This window comes from Klebsiella sp. C239 (genome assembly GCF_048822715.1).
Lineage (GTDB): Bacteria > Pseudomonadota > Gammaproteobacteria > Enterobacterales > Enterobacteriaceae > Klebsiella > Klebsiella quasipneumoniae.
Window position 1 is genome coordinate 1 of sequence record NZ_JBMEZK010000021.1, and the last position, 23,948, is coordinate 23,948.

Annotated in this window: 22 protein-coding genes and 3 pseudogenes; 16 read left to right on the forward strand and 9 right to left on the reverse strand. The window is 54.7% G+C overall.

The features are described 5' to 3' along the window. Positions 1–318 precede the first annotated feature (318 nt). Positions 319–1,416, reverse strand: a complete 1,098-nt coding sequence (locus ACOI6Z_RS26385; protein ID WP_023292115.1) for a LacI family DNA-binding transcriptional regulator — start codon at positions 1,414–1,416, stop codon at positions 319–321. Positions 1,417–1,646: 230 nt separating this feature from the next. Here ACOI6Z_RS26385 and ACOI6Z_RS26390 point away from each other — a divergent pair, with 230 nt between their 5' ends. From ACOI6Z_RS26390 to ACOI6Z_RS26420, 7 genes are all read left to right on the forward strand, one after another. Further along, complete coding sequence (locus ACOI6Z_RS26390) at positions 1,647–2,684, forward strand: SIS domain-containing protein (RefSeq protein WP_023292116.1); 1,038 nt, start codon at positions 1,647–1,649, stop codon at positions 2,682–2,684. A 5-nt stretch (positions 2,685–2,689) separates the two neighbouring features. Continuing rightward, a complete protein-coding gene (locus ACOI6Z_RS26395; RefSeq protein ID WP_023292117.1) occupies positions 2,690–3,520 on the forward strand; it encodes a PfkB family carbohydrate kinase in 831 nt (276 codons plus the stop codon). Between the two features lie 65 nt (positions 3,521–3,585). Beyond that, complete coding sequence (locus ACOI6Z_RS26400) at positions 3,586–4,341, forward strand: ABC transporter substrate-binding protein (RefSeq protein ID WP_023292118.1); 756 nt, start codon at positions 3,586–3,588, stop codon at positions 4,339–4,341. Between the two features lie 43 nt (positions 4,342–4,384). Then, entirely contained in the window at positions 4,385–5,047 is a 663-nt protein-coding gene (locus tag ACOI6Z_RS26405) for an amino acid ABC transporter permease (RefSeq protein ID WP_003031955.1), read from the forward strand. Further along, positions 5,047–5,787 carry an amino acid ABC transporter ATP-binding protein gene (locus tag ACOI6Z_RS26410; RefSeq protein WP_003031954.1) on the forward strand — a complete coding sequence of 247 codons (741 nt, stop codon included), beginning with the start codon at positions 5,047–5,049 and terminating at the stop codon, positions 5,785–5,787. The genes ACOI6Z_RS26405 and ACOI6Z_RS26410 overlap by 1 nt, the downstream gene beginning before the upstream one ends. Next, positions 5,787–6,617: a sugar phosphate isomerase/epimerase family protein gene (locus ACOI6Z_RS26415; RefSeq protein ID WP_050595137.1), complete on the forward strand. Its 831-nt coding sequence runs from the start codon at positions 5,787–5,789 to the stop codon at positions 6,615–6,617. Before ACOI6Z_RS26410 ends, ACOI6Z_RS26415 begins: the two co-directional genes overlap by 1 nt. Further along, positions 6,614–7,504 (forward strand): DMT family transporter, encoded by an 891-nt coding sequence (locus tag ACOI6Z_RS26420; protein WP_023292120.1) that lies wholly within the window; start codon positions 6,614–6,616, stop codon positions 7,502–7,504. The genes ACOI6Z_RS26415 and ACOI6Z_RS26420 overlap by 4 nt, the downstream gene beginning before the upstream one ends. A gap of 420 nt (positions 7,505–7,924) precedes the next feature. Here the strand turns inward: ACOI6Z_RS26420 and ACOI6Z_RS26425 are convergent, their stop codons facing one another. Next, positions 7,925–9,001 (reverse strand): LacI family DNA-binding transcriptional regulator, encoded by a 1,077-nt coding sequence (locus ACOI6Z_RS26425; RefSeq protein ID WP_023292121.1) that lies wholly within the window; start codon positions 8,999–9,001, stop codon positions 7,925–7,927. 195 nt (positions 9,002–9,196) lie between these two features. Between ACOI6Z_RS26425 and ACOI6Z_RS26430 the strand changes: the two genes are divergently transcribed. From ACOI6Z_RS26430 to ACOI6Z_RS26450, 5 genes are all read left to right on the forward strand, one after another. Beyond that, a complete protein-coding gene (locus tag ACOI6Z_RS26430) occupies positions 9,197–10,018 on the forward strand; it encodes an ABC transporter substrate-binding protein (RefSeq protein WP_023292122.1) in 822 nt (273 codons plus the stop codon). A gap of 73 nt (positions 10,019–10,091) precedes the next feature. Further along, the gene (locus ACOI6Z_RS26435) at positions 10,092–10,904 is read left to right on the forward strand and encodes an amino acid ABC transporter permease (RefSeq protein WP_023292123.1); all 813 of its coding nucleotides are present in this window, start codon (positions 10,092–10,094) and stop codon (positions 10,902–10,904) included. A gap of 1 nt (position 10,905) precedes the next feature. Next, complete coding sequence (locus ACOI6Z_RS26440; protein ID WP_023292124.1) at positions 10,906–11,652, forward strand: amino acid ABC transporter ATP-binding protein; 747 nt, start codon at positions 10,906–10,908, stop codon at positions 11,650–11,652. Beyond that, positions 11,652–12,725, forward strand: a complete 1,074-nt coding sequence (locus ACOI6Z_RS26445; RefSeq protein WP_023292125.1) for a Gfo/Idh/MocA family oxidoreductase — start codon at positions 11,652–11,654, stop codon at positions 12,723–12,725. The genes ACOI6Z_RS26440 and ACOI6Z_RS26445 overlap by 1 nt, the downstream gene beginning before the upstream one ends. A gap of 32 nt (positions 12,726–12,757) precedes the next feature. Then, positions 12,758–13,876: an NAD(P)/FAD-dependent oxidoreductase gene (locus ACOI6Z_RS26450; protein WP_023292126.1), complete on the forward strand. Its 1,119-nt coding sequence runs from the start codon at positions 12,758–12,760 to the stop codon at positions 13,874–13,876. A 180-nt stretch (positions 13,877–14,056) separates the two neighbouring features. On the opposite strand, the gene ACOI6Z_RS26455 is transcribed toward ACOI6Z_RS26450, so the two are convergent. Next, positions 14,057–15,204 (reverse strand): IS3 family transposase gene (locus ACOI6Z_RS26455; protein ID WP_230128951.1). Its coding sequence is split into 2 segments (ribosomal slippage): positions 14,057–14,967 and positions 14,967–15,204, totalling 1,149 coding nucleotides; the frame shifts between segments, so codons are not numbered across the junction. 61 nt (positions 15,205–15,265) lie between these two features. Beyond that, positions 15,266–15,349 (reverse strand): annotated as a pseudogene (locus ACOI6Z_RS26460) (HEPN family nuclease); the annotation flags it as partial. Between the two features lie 367 nt (positions 15,350–15,716). On the opposite strand from ACOI6Z_RS26460, the gene ACOI6Z_RS26465 reads away from it, so the two are divergent. From ACOI6Z_RS26465 to ACOI6Z_RS26480, 4 genes are all read left to right on the forward strand, one after another. Beyond that, on the forward strand, positions 15,717–17,927 hold the full coding sequence (locus ACOI6Z_RS26465; protein ID WP_023292130.1) for an AAA family ATPase: 2,211 nt from the start codon (positions 15,717–15,719) through the stop codon (positions 17,925–17,927). Between the two features lie 632 nt (positions 17,928–18,559). Further along, positions 18,560–18,790, forward strand: a complete 231-nt coding sequence (gene vapB / locus ACOI6Z_RS26470; RefSeq protein ID WP_021312476.1) for a type II toxin-antitoxin system VapB family antitoxin — start codon at positions 18,560–18,562, stop codon at positions 18,788–18,790. Continuing rightward, the gene (locus tag ACOI6Z_RS26475; RefSeq protein ID WP_023292131.1) at positions 18,787–19,203 is read left to right on the forward strand and encodes a type II toxin-antitoxin system VapC family toxin; all 417 of its coding nucleotides are present in this window, start codon (positions 18,787–18,789) and stop codon (positions 19,201–19,203) included. The genes vapB and ACOI6Z_RS26475 overlap by 4 nt, the downstream gene beginning before the upstream one ends. A 97-nt stretch (positions 19,204–19,300) precedes the next feature. Beyond that, complete coding sequence (locus tag ACOI6Z_RS26480) at positions 19,301–19,627, forward strand: hypothetical protein (RefSeq protein WP_023292132.1); 327 nt, start codon at positions 19,301–19,303, stop codon at positions 19,625–19,627. A 68-nt stretch (positions 19,628–19,695) separates the two neighbouring features. Here the strand turns inward: ACOI6Z_RS26480 and ACOI6Z_RS26485 are convergent. From ACOI6Z_RS26485 to ACOI6Z_RS26505, 5 genes and pseudogenes are all read right to left on the reverse strand, one after another. Beyond that, a pseudogene (locus tag ACOI6Z_RS26485) lies at positions 19,696–19,857 on the reverse strand (IS1 family transposase); the annotation flags it as partial. A gap of 57 nt (positions 19,858–19,914) precedes the next feature. Further along, positions 19,915–20,817 (reverse strand): annotated as a pseudogene (locus tag ACOI6Z_RS26490) (IS5 family transposase). A gap of 110 nt (positions 20,818–20,927) precedes the next feature. Further along, positions 20,928–21,200: a YkgJ family cysteine cluster protein gene (locus tag ACOI6Z_RS26495; RefSeq protein WP_023292134.1), complete on the reverse strand. Its 273-nt coding sequence runs from the start codon at positions 21,198–21,200 to the stop codon at positions 20,928–20,930. Then, positions 21,197–22,768 carry a hypothetical protein gene (locus tag ACOI6Z_RS26500; RefSeq protein WP_023292135.1) on the reverse strand — a complete coding sequence of 524 codons (1,572 nt, stop codon included), beginning with the start codon at positions 22,766–22,768 and terminating at the stop codon, positions 21,197–21,199. Before ACOI6Z_RS26500 ends, ACOI6Z_RS26495 begins: the two co-directional genes overlap by 4 nt. 46 nt (positions 22,769–22,814) lie before the next feature. Beyond that, the gene (locus tag ACOI6Z_RS26505; protein WP_023292136.1) at positions 22,815–23,912 is read right to left on the reverse strand and encodes a hypothetical protein; all 1,098 of its coding nucleotides are present in this window, start codon (positions 23,910–23,912) and stop codon (positions 22,815–22,817) included. Between the last annotated feature and the right edge of the window lie 36 nt (positions 23,913–23,948).

Sequence of the window (23,948 nt, forward strand, 5' to 3'; positions counted from 1 at the left end):
GAATGTGTCAGTACAAAGCGTAATTGTCGTCTCAGCATAATTCACACGCGTCGTGATTCTGATAGCGCCTTCAGCCCTTCCTTTCGCCGTATTAAAAGCCTCACACTCAGCGAATACAGAAAAACTATGCGTTTAAAAAAGAATGAATTATCTCCTTAGCGTGGTTTTTACACGATTGACTCTCAACCCCCGATAACGGCTCCTGCGCAGTTATACGTCCTTCAACATCGACCTCTTCGCGACCCGGCACACGCGCTGGAAGGTGAAGACATCGGCCAGGTAGTGAACACGCACCGGAGCTAAGCGTGTCGGAGAACGTTATCCTTTCACGTTCTCCGCGATCGGCGCCACCGACTCGCGCAGCTTCATCTCCACCTGATACGTTTGCCACGAGACAGGTAAATCTGTCTCACGTATGCGCCTGAAAAGCAGCTCGGCGGCATGCACGCCCATGTGGTGAATCGGCTGCGCAACGGTGGAAATGCGCGGGGTGGTGAGCGTCAGCCAGTCGAGTTCGTCGAAGGCGAAGAAAGAGAGCTTTTGCGGCACAGCGATGCCGCGCTCACGCACCGCGCGCCAGGCGCCCTGGGTCATGACGTTATCCACCGCGAAAACTGCCGTGGGCGCGGCGGCGTCCAGCACAGCCAGTGTCTCTTCAAACGCGTGCTGGGCGCAATATTTGCCAGTGCGGCGGATTAAGGTTTTCTCCACCGCCACGCCCGCTTCATGGTGCGCTAGCAGGTAGCCGAGCAGGCGCGCGCCGCTTGAGTTAAGCCGGTCAGCGTTGATCGTCGAAAACTTCTCCGGCTCCAGCGCCAGTTGCGTATCGTAGTCCGAGCTTAACTCAGTGATGATGGCGATGCGACGATGGCCGCAGCTTAGCAGGTAGCGCGTAGCTTCGCGGCTGGCATGTACGTTGTCGATAAGCACCGCGTCGGCGGCCAGCGTCGGCAGCTTACGGTCGAGCAGCACCACTGGAATACCTTGGGCGATAGCCTGGTCTAGGTGGTGGCAATTGTTTATATCAGCAGGCGAAACGATAAGCCCGTCCACCTGTTTCTCCAGCAGAATGCGCACCGCCTCCTGCTCGCGCGGCACGTCTTCGTCGCTGCTGGTAATAAGCACGCCGAACTCGTGGCGACGGGCGATATCGCTGATGCCGCGCAGCGCCTCGGCGAAAAAGGGGTTGCTGATGTCCGCACCCACCACACCGATGGTCTGACTTTTGCCGGTGATCATCGCCCGCGCCACCTGGTTTGCCACATAGCCCAGCTCTTCGGCGGCTCGCATGATTTTTTCACGCAGCTCCTCGCTGACATAGCCGTAACCTCCCAGCGCCCGGCCCGCCGCCGCGGTGGAAACCCCCGCCATGCGCGCCACGTCTTTCACGGTTATTCGGTTATTTTTCTTGTTCATAAGACGTTTTGTCTGCTCCGCTTATCTGTTCCCGGAGGTTATCAATATCCGGCCAAATCATAAGAAAAAGATCATTGACAATTTTTTAACACCGGCGAATTATTCACCGTGTGATAACGTTCTCTCATTTTAAGATAATCCACCCGCTGATGTAAATCACGGGTTTATTATGCAGATAAACTGATAACGTTATCACACCCATTACAACCGAGACGGACAGGTAAACCAACATGACGCAAAACACCACAGTTTCACTGCCGCTGCGCCCGCTGGAAGCGGACTTTATCCCGACACTTGAGAAAGTGCTGGGACAGAAAAACGCCATCGCTGGCATCGCAGAGGCCGCTGCCTCCCGCCCGCTGAAAGATATCTATTTCGTCGGCTGCGGCGGCTCGTTCTCTTCTTCTGTGCATGCCCACGCCCTGCTCTGCCGCCACAGCAAAAAGCTTCAGGCGTGGAACCTGAACGCGGCGGAGTTTATGGCGCTGCCCCCTGCCCGTCTGGGAGCGTCGTCGCTGGTGATCCTCTCATCGCACTCCGGCGCCACGCCGGAAACGGCGCAGGCGGCGGTCTTTGCGAAATCTTACGACGCGTATGTGGTCTCGTTAAGCCAGGAGCTGAACACGCCGCTCGCCAATACCGCCGACACCGCGCTGGTTTACTACAGCCCGCGTACCGTGACGCCGGGCAAACAGCTTCTGCTGCTGCAACTGGTGATTGAACTGCTGGAGCACGTGGATAACCAGGACGTCAGCGCCTGGCGCGACGCCCTGCCCGCCCTGCCTGCAGCGCTGCAACAGTACCTCGATAAACAAGAAGCTGTCGGTGACGCCATTGCGAACTCCATCGCTCAGGGCGGCGATATTTACGTTACCGGCGCTGGTGCTAACTACGGCGCGGCCTACACGCTTTCCTACTGTTATCTGATGGAGATGCAGTGGCGCAATGCCACCCCGGTGCTGGCGGGTGATTTCTGCCACGGCCCATTTGAGATGATTTTGCCGGGCGCGCACCTGGTGGTGTTCCACGCCGATGACGACAGCCGCGCCATGACGCAGCGAGCCATCGACTTCGCCCGCCGCTATACCGAAAACGTCCATGTGTTTGACGCCGCTGGCTTTAGCCTGCCGGGCGCAGCGCCAGAAGTGAAAGCACGCTTTGCCGCCATCGCGCTGGGCCTGATGGGCACGCGTCTTGCAGATCACCTGGAGCATCACACCGGCCACTCTCTCGATGACCGCCGTTACATGTACAAAGTGGAATATTAATAACTATGCGAATTTGTGGAGTGGGTGACAACGTGATTGACCGCTACCTGCACTGCGACCTGATGTTCGCGGGCGGCAACGCGCTCAACTTTGCGGTTTTTGGCCGCCAGGCCGGGGCGCAGGCCGCCTACCTCGGCATCACCGGCAACGATATTCCGGCGGGCGTGATTCACCACGCGCTTTGCGCTGAAGGAGTAGACATCAGTCGCGTGCGGATCAACCAAAGCTTTAACGCGCTTTCGCAAATCGATATCGACGCCGACGGCAACCGCTTTTTCGTCGGCTCCGTGCCGCCGCCTTACCAGCTGCGGCTGAGCGAGGCGGACCTGGCGTGGCTTGCGGACTTCGATCTGCTGCACACCAGCGATTACAGCGGGCTGGAAGCACAGCTTCCCCAGCTTGCCGCCTGCGCGCCGCTCTCGTTCGACTTCGGCTCGCGCGACGACGCCTGGGCCGAGCCGCTGCTTCGCTGGGTGCAGGTCGCCACCTTTTCGCGCAGTGGCAGCGCGCCGCAGGCGATTGAAACGCTGATCGCCAACGCGCATGCGGCGGGGGTCGCCACCGTGCTGGTCACGCAGGGCGCGGACGGCGCGATTATCAGCCACCGGGGCGAACGCCACCGCCAGCCCGCGCTGCCGACGCAGATTGTCGATAGCCTCGGCGCGGGGGATGCATTTATCGCCACGCTGCTGGTGAAGCTTGGTCAGGGGTCAACGCTTGCCGACGCAGCGAACGATGCGGCCCTTGCCTCGGCGAGGGTTTGCGAACGCCTCGGCGCATTCGGCAGCGGCGTGCCGCTAACGCCGCTACCGCAGGAGGCAAAACAACAACCGTAGTCGCAATGCCATAACGCACCGCCGCAGGCGGGCTGCAATCCAACCTTTTTTACGTGGAGCAAGACATGAAGATGAAAACCTTAGCCTGTTCAGTAGCGCTGCTGGCCACAATCTCGCTTGCCTTACCCGCCGGGGCCGCCGAAAAGCTGGTGGTCGGTACCGAAGCCAACGGCATTCCCATCTCCTTTCTGAACCCGAAAACCCATGAGCTGGACGGCTTTATGCTGGATATCGCCCGCCAGGCCGCAAAGCACGCGGGTTATGAGGTGGAGTTTAAAGCGATGGATTTCTCAGCGCTTATTCCGGCGCTGCGCACCGGCAAGATAGACCTTATCGCCACCGGCATGTATATCACCGAGCCGCGCAAGAAAGTGATCGATTTCACCACGCCTGTGTATAGCTACGGCGAAGGGATGATCGTGCGTAAAGAGGACACTACAGACTACACCTCCTTTAAAGAGTTGCCTGGCGCGGTAGTGGGCGCGCAGATGGGCACGATTTTTATCGAGCCCCTTAAGCAGGCCAACATCTTCAAGGATGTGAAAGCTTACGACACCCTCACCGGCATCATGAAAGACGTGAACGCCGGGCGCATCAAAGCGGGCTTTGGCGATACCCCTTCCATGGCCTATTACCTCTCGCTTGGCGAATATCCCAACGTGCGGCTGGTGAAGAGCTACAAGCCGGTACTGCCAGGCTCGCTCGGGCTTGGCGTGCGTAAGGACGAAGAGCAGCAGCTGGCGAAGCTTAACGAAGCTATCGCCACCATGCAGAGCAACGGCGAGATTACGGCGCTGCTGGAAAAGTGGAAGCTTAATTAAAACAAGGGGGCGTAGCCCCTGATACCCCGTGACAGGAACTGCGATGAACGACTTTTTTACCTTCAGCGCCACCGCCCTCCCCATCCTGGTGGAGGGGGTGAAATACACGGTACTGGTTACCTTTTGTTCGCTTATCCTCTCGACCCTGCTCGGGCTGACGTGGGCGCTGATGCGTCTATCGGCCCACCGTCCGCTGCGCCTGGTGAGCGGTGCGGTGGTTAACGTGCTGCGCGGCATCCCGATGCTGGTTCAGCTTTTCTATATCTACTTTGTACTGCCCGATATCGGTATCGAAATGTCGGCGCTGACTGCCGCCATTATCGGCCTCGGCATCGCCTATTCAGTTTACCAGGCGGAGGATTTTCGCGCCGGCATTCAGGCTATCGACAAGGGGCAGATCGAGGCGGCGCAGACGCTTGGCATGTCTAAGCGCCTGATGATGCGCCGCGTTATCCTGCCGCAGGCCATCAAGATTATCTGGCCCTCATACGGCAACACCATGGTGATGATGCTCAAGGACAGTTCGCTCGCCTCCACCATCACCGTGGCGGAACTTTCCCTGCAAGGGAAGCTGCTCGCCTCGGCGACATTTCAGAACACCACCGTTTTCACGCTGGTCGCCCTGCTCTATCTGGTAATGTGCTGGCCGCTGATGTGGCTGTGCCGCCGGGTGGAACACGCCATGAACAAGCGTCGGAGCCACTGATGATTGAATATCGCAATGTCCATAAAAGTTACGGCGCGGTACACGTGCTGAACGGCATCAACCTGACCATCAACCGCCAGGAGGTGGTTTGCATCATCGGCCCTTCAGGCTCCGGCAAGTCGACCCTGTTGCGCTGCATCAACGGGCTTGAGAACTACCAGAGCGGCGAGATTATTTTCGACGGCGTGCAGGTGGACGGCAGCGAGCGCGCGCTAAGTCAGGTGCGCGGCGAGGTGGCGATGGTCTTCCAGCGCTTTAACCTCTTCCCGCACCGCACGGTGCTGGAGAACGTCACCGAAGGGCCGATTTACGTCAAAGGCGAGCGCCCCGGCCCCGCGCGGGAATATGGCATGGAGCTGCTTAAACAGGTGGGGATGGACCACAAGGCGCATTCATACCCGCAGGATCTTTCCGGCGGCCAGCAGCAACGCGTGGCGATAGCCCGCGCGCTGGCGATGCGCCCGCGAGCCATTTTGTTCGACGAACCCACCTCGGCGCTTGACCCGGAGCTGGTGGGCGACGTGCTTAAAGTGATGCGCGAGCTGGCGAATCAGGGCAGGACGATGGTGGTGGTGACCCACGAAATCGCCTTCGCCCGCGAAGTGGCCGACCGCGTGGTGTTTATCGACGGCGGTGTGGTGACCGAAGAAGGCCCGGCGCGCCAGGTGCTTACCAACCCTTCCCACCCGCGCACCCGCGAGTTTTTACAACGTGTACTCAACCCCATCAGCGAGGAATAATGATGCTTAACGCCAGCCATATCTGCGCCACCAACTTTACCTATTCGCACTATCGGCTGAACCACTGCCTGGACGATGTCGCCGCGCTCGGCGTGCAGTGGTTTGAACTATGGGGCGTTGCGCCACACCTGCATATCGACACCGTGCAGGAAGCGGACCTGCAGGCGCTCAGGCGGGAGCTGGCGGAGCGCGAGCTTAAGCTCGCCTGTTTCACGCCGGAGCAGTGTGTCTACCCGGTTAATATCGCCGCCGAAAACCCGCTGCAGCGGGAGTACAGCATTAACTATTTCCGCCGCAGCCTGGAGATATGCGAAAGCCTTGAGTCGCCTCTACTGTTTATGACGCCAGGCTGGGGTTATGAAGAGGATAAGCCCGCGGAGGCGCGCAGCCGCGCGGTGGACGCCCTGGCGCAACTGGCGCATCTCGCGGAAAGCCGTGGCGTGACGCTGGTGCTGGAAGTGTTGCAGCCGCGCGAAAGCAACCTCGCCAGCACCGTGCATGAGCTGGCGTCTCTGGTTAACGAAGTCAGTTCGCCTGCGCTCGACGCGGCGCTGGATATCGTCGGCATGGCGGTGGGCGGCGACAGCGTGACCGATTACCTCAACGCCTTTGGGCCAAAGCTGCGCCACTGCCATTTTATCGACGGAACCCCTGCGGGCCATCTGGCGCTCGGCGACGGCAACCTGCCGCTGAAAAGCTACCTCAGCGCCCTTCGTGAAGGCGGCTATAACGGTCTGCTGTCGCTTGAGATAGCCGGTGGGCGCTACTGGCAGGAGCCGCTAGAGCCGATGCGCCAGAGCATTACGTTCCTGCGCGACGCGCTCGCATGATAGCGCGAAGCGGCGCGGCCATGCTGCCTGCACGCAAAAGCGAGAGCCTGCTGTTGCTGGTAACGCTCTGTGCCGGGGCAGGCTGGATCTTCTCTAAAGAGGCACTTGGCGCGCTGCCTCCGGTCTTTTTTATCGCCGTGCGCTTTCTGGCGGGCGGTCTGCTGCTGGGCCTGGCGGTGCCCGCAACCGACCGACGCGAATGGCGGCGCAGCCTGTGGCCCGCCTTCGCCATCGGCAGCCTGATTTGCGGCTCGATGATGTGCTGGATTGTGGCGCTGCATCTTACCACCGCGCTGGGCGTTGGCGCGTTTCTCACCTGCCTCGGGCCGCTGTTGGTGCCGTTCGCAGGATGGCTGCTGTTCCGCCAGGCGCTGTCGAAGCGCATCGGGCTCGCCATGCTGCTCGCCCTACCCGGCATTGCGCTGTTGGTGGGCAACAGCTTTCTCCAGTGGCGGTTCGAGGCGGGCCAGTTCTGGTTTTTTGGTGCGGCGGCGATTTTCGCCTTTTACTTCAGCCTGAATAACCGCTTCGCCATCGACCAGCCGGTGGTGCTATTCGCCGCCATGCAGATGATCGCGGTGGGCCTGCTGGCGTTGCCGGTGAGCCTGTGGCTGGAGCCGTGGCCTGGCGAGCTCAACGCGGCTGGTTGGACATGGCTTGCGCTCAGCATTCTCATTCCCACCTGCCTGCGATTCTTTTTGCAAAACTATGCGCAGCGGCTAGCCTATACGCCCAACGGAGGGCTCGTCATGCTGATGGAGCCAGTGTGGGCGGCCATTTTCTCGGCGCTATGGTATGGCGAAGTGATGACGCTGTCGCAGGTGGGCGGCGCACTGCTTATCCTGCTGGCGCTGACGGTCGCCAGAGAGCGTCACGTCAGCGCCTGACCCTCGCCTGCGGGCGAGGGTGTTGGCGGCATTTCCGGTCATATAGACGGTACGACTCAGCGTTACCGGACAGGTATCCTGACAGCTCCGGGTACCGTCCGTGAACGCAGTTTCACTGGCGTCCCCCCCCGTCCCGGGACACGTTCATACCAATATGGAACTGCGCCGCGGCAGACCTCTCCCAGTCGGCACGGGGGCCGGAATCCATCTCTCCCAGGCTGTTTTATATGCCCTAGATGAAATCGTAAATAACTGCCCGGTATTGTCACTATCACGTCGCTGTTGAAACCGTTTCCCTTCCCGCGTCATCATAGGTGCGCATCAAGGAACAAAACTCTGCAGTTCACTATAGGGCCACCATTTATGGCGCCCCAAAAAAATAGCTGACTGGAATTATCACAAACCCGTATCGGCACAATATCACCCAGCGGATGAATTTCCCCCTACCGAGCTGCGCACTATCATCCAGCTGTCAAACGCAGGTAAGGCGCCGGCGGATTGCTTGCGGATTTGGCAAATCAATCGGCGCGCGGCTTCGCGTCCCATTTCATATACCGGCTGGGCGACCACAGTCAGCGGCGGTGACATCAGCTCGGTCCAGGGAAAATCATCGTACATCAGAAAAGAGATATCTTCGGGTACGCGCAGGCCACGTTTGGTCAGACCACGCAGGATGCCTATCGCAATCAGGTTGTCCGAGGCAATCAGCGCGCTCGGTGGCTCGGCGAGCGCAAGTAGTTCAGTCAGTATCTGCTCAATGGTGGCTTCGCTGAGTGCATTAAGCCGAATGAGCGCCGGATCCAGCTCCCTACCCGCGGCCCGGTAGGCGTCAATCATTCCGCTAACACGTTGCGCTACCGGCGTTGGGCCCAACGTGATGGTCGGCGAATAAGGTGTAGCGCAGCGCATGCTGGAGATATAAGCAATACGTTGATGCCCGGCCGCCAGTAACAGCTCCGTGGCCTGTTTAGCCACTGTAACAAAGTTCGCCTGGACGGTCTCCACCTCCATCCCTTGAACTGCCCGGTCAAACATCATTAATGAACGCCCTTCTGCCAGCACCTGGCGAAGATGTTCGTTATCCTCAAACAGTGAGCTGCACGGCGCGACGATGATGCCATCGACGCGCTTATCCAGCATCACGCGCACGGCCTCCCGCTCCTCGTCCAGAGTTTCATCGCTGTTGCTCAGCAGCAAGTGAAATCCCGCCTGTCGCGCAACGTCCGCCATTCCGCGCAGCGCGAGGCCAAAATGCGGGTTTTCAATGTCGCCGACAATTACCCCAATGGTATTAGATCGGCCGGTGTTCATACTGCGGGCCAACTCGTTCGGCCTGTATCCCAGCACTTCAGCTGCCTGATTCACCCGGGTCTGCACGTCATCACTCACTGAACCATATCCGCCCAAGGCACGTGCCGCCTGAGCCTTGGAAACATTGGCTTCGCGGGCGACGTCGGCGACGGTTGGGCTTCGTAAACGAGCATTTTCATTGGTCATAATTATTTAGAATCACAAGTTGATAACAACATTATTGACGCTGCTGACAGCGTGTGCTTAATATCAATACATCCAAATGAGACCGGTCTCAACGCCAAGATCTGTCTTATTTTACACCTCGTTGAGACCGGTCTCAATAATTATAAACCGGCTTGGCGAACTCTGAAGTTTCACCTGCAAAAACGGAAGAGCCTTATGACATCGCACAAACGCTTCAATCATCTGACCGCTGCTCTGTTCGGCTCAGCTATGCTGGCTTCAGCCTGCTGGAGTGCATACGCCGCTAATGACAGCAATCCCTGGGGTTTGATCGAACCCGGTCATCTACGTGTAGCCAGCCTGGGAGACTCGAAGCCCTACACTTTCACCGATAAAAACGGCAATTTTACTGGTTTTGATGTCGAATTCTTCAAAAACGTGGCACATCGCATGGGTATTGAACAGGTGGATTTTATCGGTCAGGATTTTTCCGCCATCCTGCCGGCTGTGGCAAATGGTCAGTATGATGCCGGTGTCGCCGCCATTGGAATCACGCCGCTACGTGAAAAAACAGTCGACTTCTCTACTGGCTATCTCGCGGGCTATCTAACTGTGCTGACCCGCAGTGATTCAGGCGTGAAGAACGTTGAAACCCTGGCGCATAAACGAGTTGGGGTGATTCAGGGCACACTGCAGGAGAACTATGCGCTGCAGCATTTCAAACAGTCCGATCTGGTGCGTTTCCCCGATAACAACGCAGCGGTGTCCGCGCTAAACAACGGCACGCTCGATGCCATGTTCCTCGACTACGAAGCGGCCAAAGATTATGCCACCCGCTTCAGGCTGGTCACGGCGGCGAACATCCCTTCTTTTGACGCGCCTGCGGGCGTCGCCATCGCCAAAGGTAAGCCTGAGTTCAAAGCTGCGCTGGATAAAGCCATCAAAGCAGCGATGCAGGATGGAACCTGGAAACAGCTGTACCAGAAATGGTTCCCTGGTTCGCCAATGCCGCAACAGTATCTGCCCGGTGGCCAATAACCCTGCGCATCATTATGCGTGAGACTGCATCCGTTGACGGCACATGTCCGTCACCCGCAACCGAGAATCGGCTATGGATCTGATCACTATTCTTTCCCGTACGTTTTTTGATATTCCATCGATGATGGACGTCCTGCCTCAGCTGCTGGCAACCGGACTGGTTAACACCATCATTATCTCTGTAGCAGCCACCGTGCTGGGCACGCTATTCGGCCTTATACTGGCGCTGATGGGCATCTCGCCCTCCCGCTGGCTGCGCGTGCCCGCGCGGCTGTATACCGATCTGTTTCGGGGCTTGCCATCCATCCTCACCATTTTGTTGATTGGTCAGGGCCTGGCGCGGTTTAGCTATCAGCTGTTTGGCCCTACTCCTTATCCGCTGGGCATTTTTGCCCTGAGCCTGATTGCCAGCGCTTACATGGGCGAAATTTTCCGCTCCGGTATTCAGAGCGTGGAACAGGGGCAGATGGAAGCGTGCCGGGCACTGGGAATGAGCTATGGCCGGGCGATGCGCCTGGTGATCATTCCGCAAGGCATCCGCCGCGTATTACCTGCGATTGTCAATCAGTTCATCGCCATCATCAAAGACTCGTCGCTGGTTTATCTGCTGGGCCTGATGACCGGTCAGCGTGAGCTGTTCCGGGTCGGTCAGGATGCTGCCGTGCTGAGCGGCAACCTGTCTCCACTGATGCTGGCCGGGCTGTTCTATCTGGTGATCACCGTGCCGCTCACCCACGCCGTGAACTATATCGACATCCGCTACCGTACCGGACGGCGTCGCGCCACTGCGCCACAAAGCGGCCTGAAGGAGCTCGATGAAGTGCAGCAAAAGCGCAATGTGGTTCCGGCGGTCTCGGTCTCCTTTACCAGCGAGCAAGGACATTAATATGGCTATACCTTCTGCGTTTCACGGCGCGAGCCTGGAGCTGCGCAATCTGACCCTGGCGTACGGCCCGATTGAGGTGCTGCGTAATGTGTCGCTGAGCATCGAACCTGGCACCACCACCTGCATCATCGGTCCCTCGGGATCGGGAAAATCCACCTTACTGCGTGGCATCAATCGCCTGCATGAGCCGAAGAAAGGGGATGTATTACTGGCCGGGCGATCTGTCCTGAAGGATAAGCCCGATTCGCTACGGTTGAGGATTGGCATGGTATTTCAGCATTTCAACCTTTTTCCCGATCATAGCGCGCTGGAAAACGTGGCGCTGGCACCGTGGAAAGTGAAAGGCCTCCCGAAAGCCGAGGCTCTGGAGATTGCTCGCCAGCGGCTGGCCGAAGTTGGCCTTGCTCAGCGAGCCGATCACCGTCCGCGCGACCTCTCGGGTGGCCAGCAACAGCGGGTGGCGATAGCACGTGCGCTGGCGATGGAGCCGGAAGTGATGCTGTTCGATGAAGCAACTTCGGCACTCGATCCTGAGCTGGTGAAAGGTGTTCTGACGCTAATGGCTGATTTGTGCCAGCGAGGCATGACCATGGTGGTAGTGACGCATGAGATGGGCTTCGCCCGGCGCGTGGCAGACCAGGTAGTGTTTATGGATGAAGGCGAGATTGTAGAAGCCGGCACACCAGAACAAATCTTTGACCGCCCGCAATCTGCACGCCTGCAGCGTTTTCTGTCGGAGGTACTGTGATGCCACATCAACAGGTTAGAGGCCCAATCCGCACGGCTCTGGTGGGTTTTGGCGTCGCCGGCAGCGTGTTTCATGCGCCGCTGATTACCCCTAACGCCGACTATCGTCTCGACGTCATCGTCACTGGCGATGCCCAACGCGTAGCGACGGCGCAGCAACGTTACCCACAGGCGCGGGTGCTGCCGGACTGGCCGGCGTTGCTTAAGGCAATTGATGGCGGCGAGATTAGCATCGATCTCATCGTGCTGGCCACGCCGCCGGCGCAACATGCGGAGCAGGCTGTGCAGGCCAGCCAGCGTGCTATCCATCTGGTGGTGGATAAGCCGTTTGCAGCAGATGTACAAGCGGCCGAAATGATGATCGCCGCAGCGCAGCAGGCTAATACCTTGCTCACCGTTTTTCATAACCGACGCTGGGACGGTGACTTTCTGACATTACAGCGCCTGGTACAACAGGAAGCCTTTGGCACCGTAAGAAGTTTTGAGTCGCGTTTCGAGTGGTGGCGACCGCAGGGATTTGGCAACTGGCGTGACAGCGTCACTCTTGCGCAGGGCGGCGGTTTGTTGCTGGATCTCGGAAGCCATTTGATTGACCAGGCCATGCAGCTATTTGGCCCGGTAGTCCACGCCACGGCGGAGCTGGCACGCCATTCCGGGCCTCAGCCGGACAGTGACGAAGACAGTTTCGTCTCATTGCTGCATCACAACGGGGTGCGTTCCCGGCTGTGGATGAATGGTCAGGCGGCATTGAATGCGCCGCGCTTCCACCTGCTGGGCAGCAAAGGCGCTTTCACCCACTGGGGGCTGGATAATCAGGAGCCGCAGCTGGCGGCTGGCATGTCGCCCACCGATAGCCAGTACGGCGTCACGCCGGCAGGTAATTTTGCCCGGGCCGGCACGGTCGGGGCAACCACAACGGTGCCCATTGAACGTGGCCACTACCCCGCTTTCTATCAGCTGTTAGCCCACGCGCTGTTACACGGCGGGCCGCCGCCGGTTGATGCACGTGAAGCGCTCAGTGTTTTACAGCTTATTGAGCAACTCCATCGGCAGCATCGCGTACGTATTGCCTGAGGGCGAACATTTTTTAACAGAAGGAATAAATGATGTCTGACAAAACCGTGGCAAAAACCGTCATCGTGCTGGGTGGCGGCATTCTCGGCGTCTCAACCGCCTGGCAGCTGGCGCAGGCGGGCGCGCAAGTCACACTGGTGACGGAAGCGGCGCTCTGCTCAGGCGCCACCGGCCGTTCCCTCTCCTGGCTCAACTCAGCTGGTGAGCGTTCGCAGCCTTATCATGCGCTGCGGATGGCGGGTATTGACCGCTATCGCACGCTATTTGCCCGCCATCCACAGCTTGACTGGCTGCGTTTCGATGGTGCTATTTACTGGGCCGCAGACGATGTCGCGGGCACCAAAGCGCGTCATGACTATGAAAAAGCGCAGGGCTACGACTCAAAGCTGATCAATCACGCCACGGTCGGTGATGTCGATGCGCAGGTGAATCCGGCCAGCCTGAGTCAGGTCGCGATTGCAAATCTGGGTGAAGGCTGGGTCAGTCTGCCGCATCTGGTTGAGCATCTGATGCAGGCATTTCGTGCGCTGGGCGGAGAAGTCGTTGAGCACGCTGGTAAAGCCAGCGTGATAACCAAAGACGGCCGGGCCAGCGGCATCAGCAGTGAAAAATTCGGTGAGCTGCAGGCCGATCAGGTACTGGTGGCGTGTGGCCCGTGGACGCCGGAAGTGGTTGCCCCACTCGGCGTGAAGATACCCAATAGCTCTCCGGTCTCAATGCTGGTGACCAGCCAACCCTGCGATCACGCACTCCAGGTGGTCTTGAATACACCACGCGCTGCGGTCCGCCCTAACCCTGGCAACACTATCGCCGTCGATCATGACTGGTATGAAGAGCATATCCTCGCTCAGGCTGACGGGCAGTACAGCATTGATACATCTGTCATTAACCAGTTGATGGCGGAAGCGGGTAGCCTGATAGGTGACGGCGAGCCGTTAACAGCCAACAGTTGGAAAATTGGTCTGAAGCCCATTCCAGGAGATGGCGAACCAGTGGTCGGCGAGTTGCAGAACGTTCCCGGCTGTTTTGTCGTTTTCACCCATTCCGGCGCCACGCTGGCGTTAATCCTCGGCGAGATACTGACGCAGGAGATGCTCACCGGCGTCAAACACCCGATGCTGGCGACCTTCCGCCCGGAAAGATTTAGCTAACATTATTACCAGCGCCACGATGTCAGTGGTGCTGGATACGCTTCCTTTTGCCTGTCACACACCGCTAATTTCCCCGATATAAGCTATGAGCGGACATTTACTGCAGGCTACTTAATATTTTCATCATTTTAATCATAACATCACTGTTGTAAATCAATTACCTGAATCGCCACGGATAATCTAGACACTTCTGAGCCGTTGATAATATAGGTTTTCATATTCAGCCGGTGGCATCTGCTCGCTCGAACCATGACGACGCTTACTGTTATAAAACATTTCGATATAATCAAAAATATCGCTGCGGGCTTCTTCCCGTGTTCCGTAGATCTTTTTCTTTATCCGTTCGCGTTTCAGCAACTGGAAAAAGCTTTCTGCAACCGCATTATCGTGACAGTTACCACGACGGCTCATGCTGCCCTCCAGGCCGTGTGATTTCAGGAATGACTGCCACTCATGGCTTGTGTACTGACTGCCCTGATCTGAATGAACCAGCACCTGTTTTAGAGGATTACGTCGCCATATGGCCATCAGAAGCGCATTCAGGACAATGTCCTTTGTCATCCGGGGTTGCATTGACCAGCCGATAACTTTTCGGGAGAACAGGTCAACCACCACGGCCAGATACAGCCAGCCTTCGCGGGTTCGGATGTAGGTTATGTCCGTCACCCAACGCTTATCCGGTGAGTCCGGATTGAACTGCCGCTGGAGCCTGTTGGGTGTCACGATGCTGGCTTCACCTTTACGTGCACGTGGGCTACGGTACCCAACCTGAGCTTTTATTCCGGCACGCTTCATCAGCCGCCAGACCCGGTTCACTCCGCACTGCTGTACGGTATCACGCAAATCGAGATGGATCTTGCGATAACCATAGACGCAGCCAGACTCAAGCCAGAACTGTTTGATCTGCCCGGTCAGCATCTGGTCTGTCTGGTGACGCTGTGAATGTGGCTGCTTAAGCCAGAAATAAAATCCACTCGGATGGACATCCAGAACCCTACAGAGCAAACGAACAGGCCAGCAACGGCTGTTGTCGCGGATAAAGGCGTACCTCAGTCGGACAGCTTTGCGAAGTACGCCGCGGCTTTTTTTAATATGTCCCGTTCGTCCGTAATCCGCTTCAACTCTTTCTGAAGACGGCGGAACTCGGCCTGAGCATCTGACTGTTCATTATGAGTGGAAGAATCCGGACCGTACTTCTTTATCCAGGCGTAAAGACTGTGAGTGGTGATATCGAGACGTGTTGCAACACTGGAAACAGAATGACCACGATCAACAACCTGTTTGACTGCTTCAATTTTAAACTCTTCAGGATAACGCTTACCGCTCATGGGCACCTCTCTTTAAGTCATCTTAAATGACTCTGAGGTGTCTGTTAAACCCGTGGCGATTCACCTCAATCATTTCGTTATACTGATCGATAAGTGCCAATGTTCGCTGAACAAACTCGGTCTCAAAATCTGAATAATTTCCCATTTAACCCTCCCGTTACGGTTCGAGAATCCACTATATCATACGGTCAGCCTGACGGCTCAGGTACGGCATTTCCGAGTATCAGGGTTTTCGGAACTTCATTGGGGATGAAGCACACTGGTGCATATAAGACAGTAATTAATTATTATTTTTGCTAAAAAGACATTAATGTCCAAAAAGCACAAAAGAATTTTATTATTGCCATTAAAGCAATTTCACTTCAATTAAATTACGAAGGTCATTACTTCCGGTCATGTCAGATTTGGAACGCAAGAGTGGTTCAGATAAATCTGATCAAGATGACACAACCAGAATGAAAAGTGGGCTACGATAGAAAGGCTCAAAGAATTCAGGGATAAGGAGAAAAAAAATGACTCAACTCAGGATCCGGGGCGTAAGAAGTTACGCGCCTGACCGGGATATCTGCTTTGATCTCAGCAGTAAGGTGACACTCATCTACGGCCAGAACGGCTCGGGGAAATCCACGGTATCAGGCTATTTTTATGACCGGCAGGCGGATAAATATCGGCACTGTGCCTTTGAGAGCCCGCACATCAGCCACTTTCAGGTCTTTAATCAGGAATATATTGACAGCAAATTCGCCCGTTCGGACTATCAGCCCGGGATCTTCACTCTCAGTGAGGCCAATCAGGAAAGCCAGGATAAAATAAACAGTAATAATAAAGAAAGAACAAAACTGAGTGCTCGCCTGGAGAAACTTAATGAGGAGATTGCACAAAAAGAAGGGATGAAAGAAACGATCGTCGACCACTGTGCCAGGGATATTTTCAACCGGACAGTCAATGACAGGAAAAACCTCAGCGATTTCCTTGAGGGTGCCAAAATTAAAAGATCGTTTTACGAACGTATGGTTGCAACACCACTTTCAGACGTGCGTACCACAACGGAGGAACTGACTGATAAATGGCGAATGTTAAGTCAAAGCGAAGGAACGCTTGTCAGCGAAATTCATATTCCACGAACAACTGTCTTAACGGAAGAAACAATAAAACTGATGAAGGAACCTGTTGTGCCTGTAAGTAGCACGCAATTCTCTGCACTCATCCAGAAAATCGGTAATGCAGACTGGGTGCGCCAGGGGCAGCATTATATACACGACGATGTTTGCCCCTTCTGTCAGCAGCCCTTTGATGTCATAGCCTTTTCGCGCGAACTCACTCAGATGTTCGATGAGTCTTATCAGACTTCTCTTGGAGTGCTGAGCCAGGCAGCAGAAGGGCTGGCTCAGGACTGTGATGCCCTGGCCGAATTTGAACACCGTGTTGCAACCCATTCTTTCGTTGATGAGGGAAGTCAGATTTTATCTCTGGTGAAAGCGGTAAATAAAGGCTTTAAGATTTTGTTACAGCAACTCCTTAATAAAATTAAAGAACCGTCTCTGAAGGTACAGCCTGAGAACCTTCAGGAATCCCTGTTCTTACTCCAGAATGAAGTGGACGCGTTCAATACCCGGGTACGGGAAAATAACCGACTGGCTGAAAACTTTACCCATGAAAAAAAGTCCCTGCACGCTGATGTAATGGCGCATCTCAGAGGGATTTGCGAAGAGTTCTTTACCGAACGTGACAGGCAGCTTGGTGAGCTACAAAATGAAATTAACAGTAGGTTGCGTGATGGCGGGATCCTCGAAGCAAACAAGAAGCAGCTGGATGACGAGACGAATGCCCTGACCGGACAACTCTCGGACATACAACCCACTATTGACAGTATCAACGCGAATCTCAGACTGCTGGGGATCACCGGCTTTGAGATCATCTGCCATGATACTGAGATGAAACTATACCGTCTGCGCCGGGGAAGCGAGCCTGAGAAGGCTGAAGTATTCAAAACCCTCAGTGAGGGTGAGAAAACAATGGTTTCTTTCCTTTATTTCATAGAATCATGCTCCGGCAGTCTCACCCCTGAAACCATTCATCCGGAGAATAAACTTATTGTTATTGACGATCCGATTTCCAGCCTGTCACATAACTATATTTATGAAGTCGCAGCTCTCATTAAACGGAAAATTATAAAGTCAGGTGCAGCGAGACATGTAGTGATACTGACTCACAATATGTTTTTCTTCCAGGAAATACTGTTAAACAGCGGCCGCCTGCAGGATAACAGAGAGGCACCGGTGAACTGGTCTCTGCTTCGAATTATTAAGTCTGACTACAGTTCCTGCGAGAAGCTCTCCATGCACGAGATGCTCAATGAATATCAGGCGTTATGGCAGACCCTGAAAGACGTCAGGGATGGAAAAACCCAGCCTATTGTGCTTTTTAATACGATGAGAAATATTCTTGAGTACTATTTCAGTTTCGCCTGTAAAACTGAAAAACTTAAAGAGGCCCTGGAGTCTCTGGCAACCGAACACAGCGATGCCGGAGAGTATGATTCATTTTATCGGGCTATTAACCGGCACTCTCATTCTGATGGCCGAAATCTCTTTTCTACAGGGGTCATCGATAAGGAACGTTATCTAAGTATGTTTAGAAAAGTGTTTACTCAGACAGACGACGATGATCACTATCTTGCCATGATGGGGGAATCAGCAGACCTGCAGGAAACAGTGGAGTAACAAGCAGTGCCGTCACCTGCGGGTACCGTTCACTTAACGCGTCGGGAGCGAGCGCATGTGCTTACGCACATGCTCTACGCGCCCGAAACGAAAACGTGTATACCGTACAACGGGTACAATTTTCGGTTTCATGGCGGGTTTCCTTTTACAGTCCGGCTACTGCCGGAAGTCCCTGTAACCATTTACAGGCGGTAAAAAGCGCAGAGGGGAACACCCGAGGTGACGACAGCTCATTATAAACACCGTTCCGGTTTGAGGTAAATCATTTCCACATTTGAAAGAGGGAAAAGCAGAGCTCCTATTCCCGGAACTAACAACAATGCACATCCAGCCTTTTATAACCAATTCTAAGGAAAGCCAGAGCTCATGCAGTTAACGGTCGTCCCGCACTCCAGTCCCCTCGCTAGCAACCGAGCATGTTATTTCCGGCTTTGCCTTTTTTCGGATCTGAGCGGGAAAAGTGAGAAGCCAACATAGGTGTAACATATCCACATTCTGGGCATCTGCATAGGCAAAGCATACGCATATACCTACCATCTGCATATGTAACACCTATACAAGGCGGGCTTGCAGGCATATACTTCACCTATGCGGGAATAATCCCTGGCACACTCAGCATATGAGGAAAAACCATGCGCACAGTTTCGATATTTAAAAACGGCAATAACCGCGCCATCCGTCTGCCCCGGGACCTGGATTTTGACGGCGTCAGCGAGCTGGAGATCGTCCGGGAAGGGGACAGCATCATTCTGCGTCCCGTCCGGCCGACCTGGGGCTCGTTCGCGCAGCTGGACAGGGCCGATCCGGACTTTATGGCGGAACGCGAGGACGTTGTCAGCGACGAAGGACGATTTGACCTGTGAAAAAGACTTTTATGCTCGACACAAACATCTGCTCGTTCATCATGCGCGAGCAGCCGGCAGCGGTGCTGAAGCGCCTGGAGCAGGCGGTGCTGCGTGGCCACCGTATCGTGGTCTCGGCCATCACCTACTCCGAGATGCGCTTCGGCGCCACCGGCCCGAAGGCCTCCCCGCGCCATATCGAGCTGGTTGACGCGTTCTGTGCCCGCCTCGATGCCATCCTGCCCTGGGACCGGGCCGCGGTGGATGCGACCACGGAGATTAAGGTGGCCTTGCGACAGGCCGGGACGCCGATTGGCCCGAACGACACGGCGATAGCCGGGCACGCCATCGCGGCCGGCGCCGTTCTGGTGACGAACAATGTAAGAGAGTTTGCGCGGGTCCCGGGCCTGGTGCTGGAAGACTGGGTGAATTAATCATTCGCCCGGTATTTAACCGCTGTGATACCTGCCGGGAAGGGCTGACAGGGAACGGGTTATTGATAAGATATACAGAAACAGAGGGCTCAAAAATATGACAACAGAACATTCTTTTCGCGGTTATTACGGCAGTATGGGGGATTATCTTTTCCCGGTACATCCGGACAACTCATATTATGACGCTGAAGCCCGTCAGTATATTTCTGAGTTATTGCATAGCCACGCAGGGAATATCAATTCTGCCCGGGAATTTCTGGCGCTGCTGGAGACATTTGTTCCGGAAAGTGTGCAGTACAGCATCGATAATCCCTCATGGTCAACCGGGAAGCAAATGGAACGACTGAACATGGCAAAAGGACTTATTGAAAGTCGGGTTCGCGAGCGTTTTGCGTCAGAACTTTCAGGGGATATTACACCTTAAACGAACGTACCAGGTGTACGGGATATTAACGGGGATCCGGGATAAGCTTTTTTCGGTGATGCTTCTAATTAATAGAACATGTGTTTTTCAATAAACGTCCCGATGACTTTTTCGTGGATCTCTACTGAACGCGAGAAGCAGATTGTTTTACGAGCCAAGCGCTTAATGCGGGTGCGCAGCGTCAGGTTATTGCGCTCAATCCGTTGGGTGAATATTTTTCCGGTCAGATGCGGCTTTGTTGAATAAATCAGATTTCGGGTAAGTCTCCCCCGTAGCGGGTTGTGTTTTCAGGCAATACGCACGCTTTCAGGCATACCTGCTTTCGTCATTTTGTTCAGCGCTCGTACCAGGGCCATAGCCTCCGCAACCTGACCATCGTAGTCACGCAGCGTCAGTGAACCCCCGAACAGCTGTTTTACCCGGTACATCGCCGTTTCCGCTATCGAGCGACGGTTGTAATCTGTTGTCCATTTCCACCGCGCATTACTCCCGGTCATTCGCTGATTGGCCACTGCACGGTTACGGTCTGCATATTCACCGGGCAAGTAACCCGCACCTTTTCGGGGAGGGATAAGCGCGCTGATTTTCTTACGCCGCAGTTCATCGTGACAGAGCCGCGTGTCGTAAGCACCGTCTGCCGCTGCTGCCCTGATTTTTCTGTGAGTCTGCCGGATAAGACCCGGGAAGGCTTCTGAGTCCGTAACGTTGTTAAGCGACAGGTCTACGCAGATGATTTCATGTGTTTTGCTGTCAACTGCCAGATGCAACTTTCGCCAGATACGACGGCGTTCTTTGCCGTGTTTTTTGACTTTCCATTCGCCTTCACCAAAGACCTTCAGCCCGGTGGAATCAATCACCAGATGCGCGATTTCACCCCGGGTGAACGTTTTGAAACTGACATTAACCGACTTTGCGCGCTTACTGACACTGGTGTAATCCGGGCAGCGCAACGGAACATTCATCAGTGTAAAAATGGAATCAATAAAATCCTGTGCAGCCCGCAGGGTCAGCCTGAACACGCGTTTAATGACCAGAACGGTGGTGATAGCGAGCTCAGAATAGCGCTGAGGTCTTCCCCATGATGAAGGCGTTGCCGACTCATACTAGGCCTGAATAGCTTCATCGTCCAGCCAGAAAGTTATGGAGCCACGATTGTTGAGGGCTTTATTGTAGGTGGGCCAGTTGGTGATTTAGAACTTTTGCTTTGCCACGGAACGGTCTGCGTTGTCGGGAAGATGCGTGATCTGATCCTTCAACTCAGCAAAAGTTCGATTTATTCAACAAAGCCGATCAGTCCATCCTACTGCTCAAGTTTTTCTAGAATTAAACAAGCTTCACGATTAAGAGTAATGAATTCCTGCCAGCTATATTGCTGTTGGTAGTTAAGCTGATACTGTTTTTCTACCTGGCAAATAAGCGGACGTGTTTTATAAATCGCGCACAGCTTTGTATCCATCTGATAGTGACGACAAATGCCGTCACCACGATCGAGAAATTGCGTTTCACTGGCGCGATTGACGTGGCGACAACAAGCGCCGCACTGGTTACAGGGAAACGCGGGCGTTAGCGTCATAGCTTACTTAACCAGCTACGCACAGAGCGGGTATTCCCTGCTTCAAACGGTAGCGCAATATTACGGCGCTCAACCTCTGCACGCAGCAACAAACCGCGCTCAATTTCACTATTCACCGCGTTAAGATGCAGCGAGAAACGCGATAACGCAGACGTATCAATAGCAAACTCTAACGCCGAAAGCTCCAGTAGATAACGATCGAGTTCAGCATTCACCTGCTGATAATACTCTAGTGCTTTCTGATGCTTATCTTTAAACGCATCCAGAAACGTCCAGACCTTTTTCATCAATGCGCTGTGTTCAAGGAAGTAGTTCATCACCAGCGTCAGAAGACCAGTCGCCAGCGCGCCGCAGAAAGCCGCCAGTTCCGGACCAAAAGGAAAGACGAGCATCTTGGCTAAAGCTTCATTAACCACCACACCCGCAGCCACGGCCACACCCGCAGCCACCAGCTTGCTCACTGCTTTAGCCAGCTGCCCCGGCGCTAACCCCTCAGGGTTAAAGACCATAACTTTAAAGGCCTGTACCAAATTGTTCCACATCTCACGAATCAGGCGCACCATCATCTTCTTAGTCGTAAAGAAGATATTGAAGAGCGTCGTCGTAATGCTGGAGAGCACGCCACCGATGGCACCGTCTTTAAAGGACGCCAGGAAAGTGCTGAATTTACCCTGCACTCGCTGCCAGACTGCGCGTAATGCCTCCGCCGCATCTTGCAGGAAGTCTCCGGCATCGAATGAACGACGATGCTTCTCGAACATCACGGGAATGCGCTCGCGGAAATCAAACCAGGTCTCTGCCAGAACCAGCCCCAACATCTGCCGCGTTCCCATGCGAAATGCATTGTTCATTGTGGCAGTGGCGACATTCTTCGCAAACTTGCTGCTGGTATAATATTCCTGATTGATCGTACTGTTGTATTTTCCCCGCGCCTTTTTGTCAGCCTCTTTCATCCGTTCAAAATCGGCGGCTGCTTTATTTTCCAGCTTATTCAGTTGTTTTTGCTCTTGCTCGGAAAGCGTTGGTTGGCTGCGCAAACGGGCAATTTCCTGCGTGGTCACAGCATGCTGTTCTTGTAGCGTTTGCACGAAGGCATCCATCGTTTTCGCCTTCTTCGACTTATTCAGCGACTCATTCGTGAAGGTCAGATTTGATGAATCATTAGACAGGTCGGCACCATCGCATTCGGCAAGGATACGCCCTGGATCGTTGTGAATTTCATGGGCGGCAATAATATGGTCGAGATTCTTTTTATCATTAGCCGCAAATTTCTCACCAGTGTAGGTATCGGTCAACGTACCGACCTCGTGCGCCTTTTTTCCCGCCCGGTTGGTGGCAATGTAGTTTTCGTGGCTATGGTAATGATGAGAATCATACCCTTCGCGTTGCTCGTACCGTTGACGCTCGGCATCGGAGGCATACACTCCCTCGCGAGCGTTATGAATGGTATTCACATCGCCGCCGTGTTTATCCTCCAGCAAGAGAAAATCCAACCCAAAAGAGGTAGTCAGACTCTTGACTACCGTCTGATGTAACTCTTCACCCCAGTCAAACCTGGCTGTGTTCATTGTGCTCGCCCATAGCAATACCGGGAAGATTCGCCCGGCGAGTCGATTAAATACGAGAAGAAAATGCGTCAAACTCAGAATCAGAAGCCGCCAGTTTTTCGTCCAGAATCTCTTTGTTCAGCAGGTTCATACCGTTGCTGTCGGTCTGCAGTTGGATCACGCCATCTTCGATAACGGCTTCACCGTTTTCCTGCGTCACCGGCTTGAACAACGGCGTGGTGATCACGTCGGTCATTATGGCGGCTAATTCATAACCATGGTCGATAATCGCCATGATCTCTTCCGACTCACTAATCTCGGTAGTGATATTCTTCTCATGACGTTCAACAATGACGGCATGCATAGCTTTCAGCGGCTCAAAGTAGTGCTGAATAAAGACGCTATGCATACGGGTGATTGATTCATAAATGCTATTTACATACTGCTGCACCTTCGTCAGCTGCGCTTCAGCCGCATTCATTTTTTCCACCGCCGCGGTCACTTCACGGGAGCTTTGATAAGCATTGTTAAGCGCCTTTTCGGCATGGCTATCGTAAGCCCAGCCCGCAATAGCAATCAGCGGAGCCACCACTGCACCGCCAAGCACCATCGCGCCGCCCGCCATCCCCCAACCACCTGCGGCCAGGGAACCACCACCAATCGCCGCCATTGTGGCGTTATACGCCGCCGCACCAGACAGGGCGGCGATCGGCGTACCGGTAGAAGCTGCGGCAAACGCCATCACGCCGCTGTACACGGCAAAACCAGCGGCAGCACCAGAAACCCCGGCACCGACGACCGTCGTCATGTATTCCGTGGCGGAAATCGCCAAGTTCTGAATTTTATTGATGTTATGCTGTGGTACCTTCAGCCGAAGATCTTTATGCCCATCTTTCGCCATACGCGCCAGCAGATCGTCGGCAATAGTTTTAAACTCATTGAAATCTTTACCGATTTCCAGCTCTTTTTCACCCAGTTCGGCAAGTTTTTTCGACGTTGTTTCATTTGCCAGATCAAAGCTCTCTTTATGCTTATCAAAGCTACGCTGCGCGCGATCTAATACATCATCAGCTTCCGATTTTTTCTGGTAGCCATCATAAGCTTTTTTACCGCCAAACGCCGTTGCCGCTGCCGCGACGCCCAGAATAATGAATGGTAATGCCATAGATAATAATCTCCTGTGCAATAAGTCGTTGTTACC

What these genes read in the sequence shown, in the direction of transcription:
- ACOI6Z_RS26450 (WP_023292126.1), top strand. Translation starts at nt 12,758, where the DNA reads ATGTCTGACAAAACCGTGGCAAAAACCGTCATCGTGCTGGGTGGCGGC.
- ACOI6Z_RS26390 (WP_023292116.1), top strand. Translation starts at nt 1,647, where the DNA reads ATGACGCAAAACACCACAGTTTCACTGCCGCTGCGCCCGCTGGAAGCG.
- ACOI6Z_RS26495 (WP_023292134.1), bottom strand. Translation starts at nt 21,200, where the DNA reads ATGACGCTAACGCCCGCGTTTCCCTGTAACCAGTGCGGCGCTTGTTGT.
- ACOI6Z_RS26385 (WP_023292115.1), bottom strand. Translation starts at nt 1,416, where the DNA reads ATGAACAAGAAAAATAACCGAATAACCGTGAAAGACGTGGCGCGCATG.
- ACOI6Z_RS26505 (WP_023292136.1), bottom strand. Translation starts at nt 23,912, where the DNA reads ATGGCATTACCATTCATTATTCTGGGCGTCGCGGCAGCGGCAACGGCG.
- ACOI6Z_RS26440 (WP_023292124.1), top strand. Translation starts at nt 10,906, where the DNA reads ATGGCTATACCTTCTGCGTTTCACGGCGCGAGCCTGGAGCTGCGCAAT.
- ACOI6Z_RS26465 (WP_023292130.1), top strand. Translation starts at nt 15,717, where the DNA reads ATGACTCAACTCAGGATCCGGGGCGTAAGAAGTTACGCGCCTGACCGG.
- ACOI6Z_RS26430 (WP_023292122.1), top strand. Translation starts at nt 9,197, where the DNA reads ATGACATCGCACAAACGCTTCAATCATCTGACCGCTGCTCTGTTCGGC.
- ACOI6Z_RS26420 (WP_023292120.1), top strand. Translation starts at nt 6,614, where the DNA reads ATGATAGCGCGAAGCGGCGCGGCCATGCTGCCTGCACGCAAAAGCGAG.
- ACOI6Z_RS26445 (WP_023292125.1), top strand. Translation starts at nt 11,652, where the DNA reads ATGCCACATCAACAGGTTAGAGGCCCAATCCGCACGGCTCTGGTGGGT.
- ACOI6Z_RS26410 (WP_003031954.1), top strand. Translation starts at nt 5,047, where the DNA reads ATGATTGAATATCGCAATGTCCATAAAAGTTACGGCGCGGTACACGTG.
- ACOI6Z_RS26395 (WP_023292117.1), top strand. Translation starts at nt 2,690, where the DNA reads ATGCGAATTTGTGGAGTGGGTGACAACGTGATTGACCGCTACCTGCAC.
- ACOI6Z_RS26405 (WP_003031955.1), top strand. Translation starts at nt 4,385, where the DNA reads ATGAACGACTTTTTTACCTTCAGCGCCACCGCCCTCCCCATCCTGGTG.
- ACOI6Z_RS26435 (WP_023292123.1), top strand. Translation starts at nt 10,092, where the DNA reads ATGGATCTGATCACTATTCTTTCCCGTACGTTTTTTGATATTCCATCG.
- ACOI6Z_RS26500 (WP_023292135.1), bottom strand. Translation starts at nt 22,768, where the DNA reads ATGAACACAGCCAGGTTTGACTGGGGTGAAGAGTTACATCAGACGGTA.
- vapB (WP_021312476.1), top strand. Translation starts at nt 18,560, where the DNA reads ATGCGCACAGTTTCGATATTTAAAAACGGCAATAACCGCGCCATCCGT.
- ACOI6Z_RS26400 (WP_023292118.1), top strand. Translation starts at nt 3,586, where the DNA reads ATGAAGATGAAAACCTTAGCCTGTTCAGTAGCGCTGCTGGCCACAATC.
- ACOI6Z_RS26480 (WP_023292132.1), top strand. Translation starts at nt 19,301, where the DNA reads ATGACAACAGAACATTCTTTTCGCGGTTATTACGGCAGTATGGGGGAT.
- ACOI6Z_RS26415 (WP_050595137.1), top strand. Translation starts at nt 5,787, where the DNA reads ATGATGCTTAACGCCAGCCATATCTGCGCCACCAACTTTACCTATTCG.
- ACOI6Z_RS26425 (WP_023292121.1), bottom strand. Translation starts at nt 9,001, where the DNA reads ATGACCAATGAAAATGCTCGTTTACGAAGCCCAACCGTCGCCGACGTC.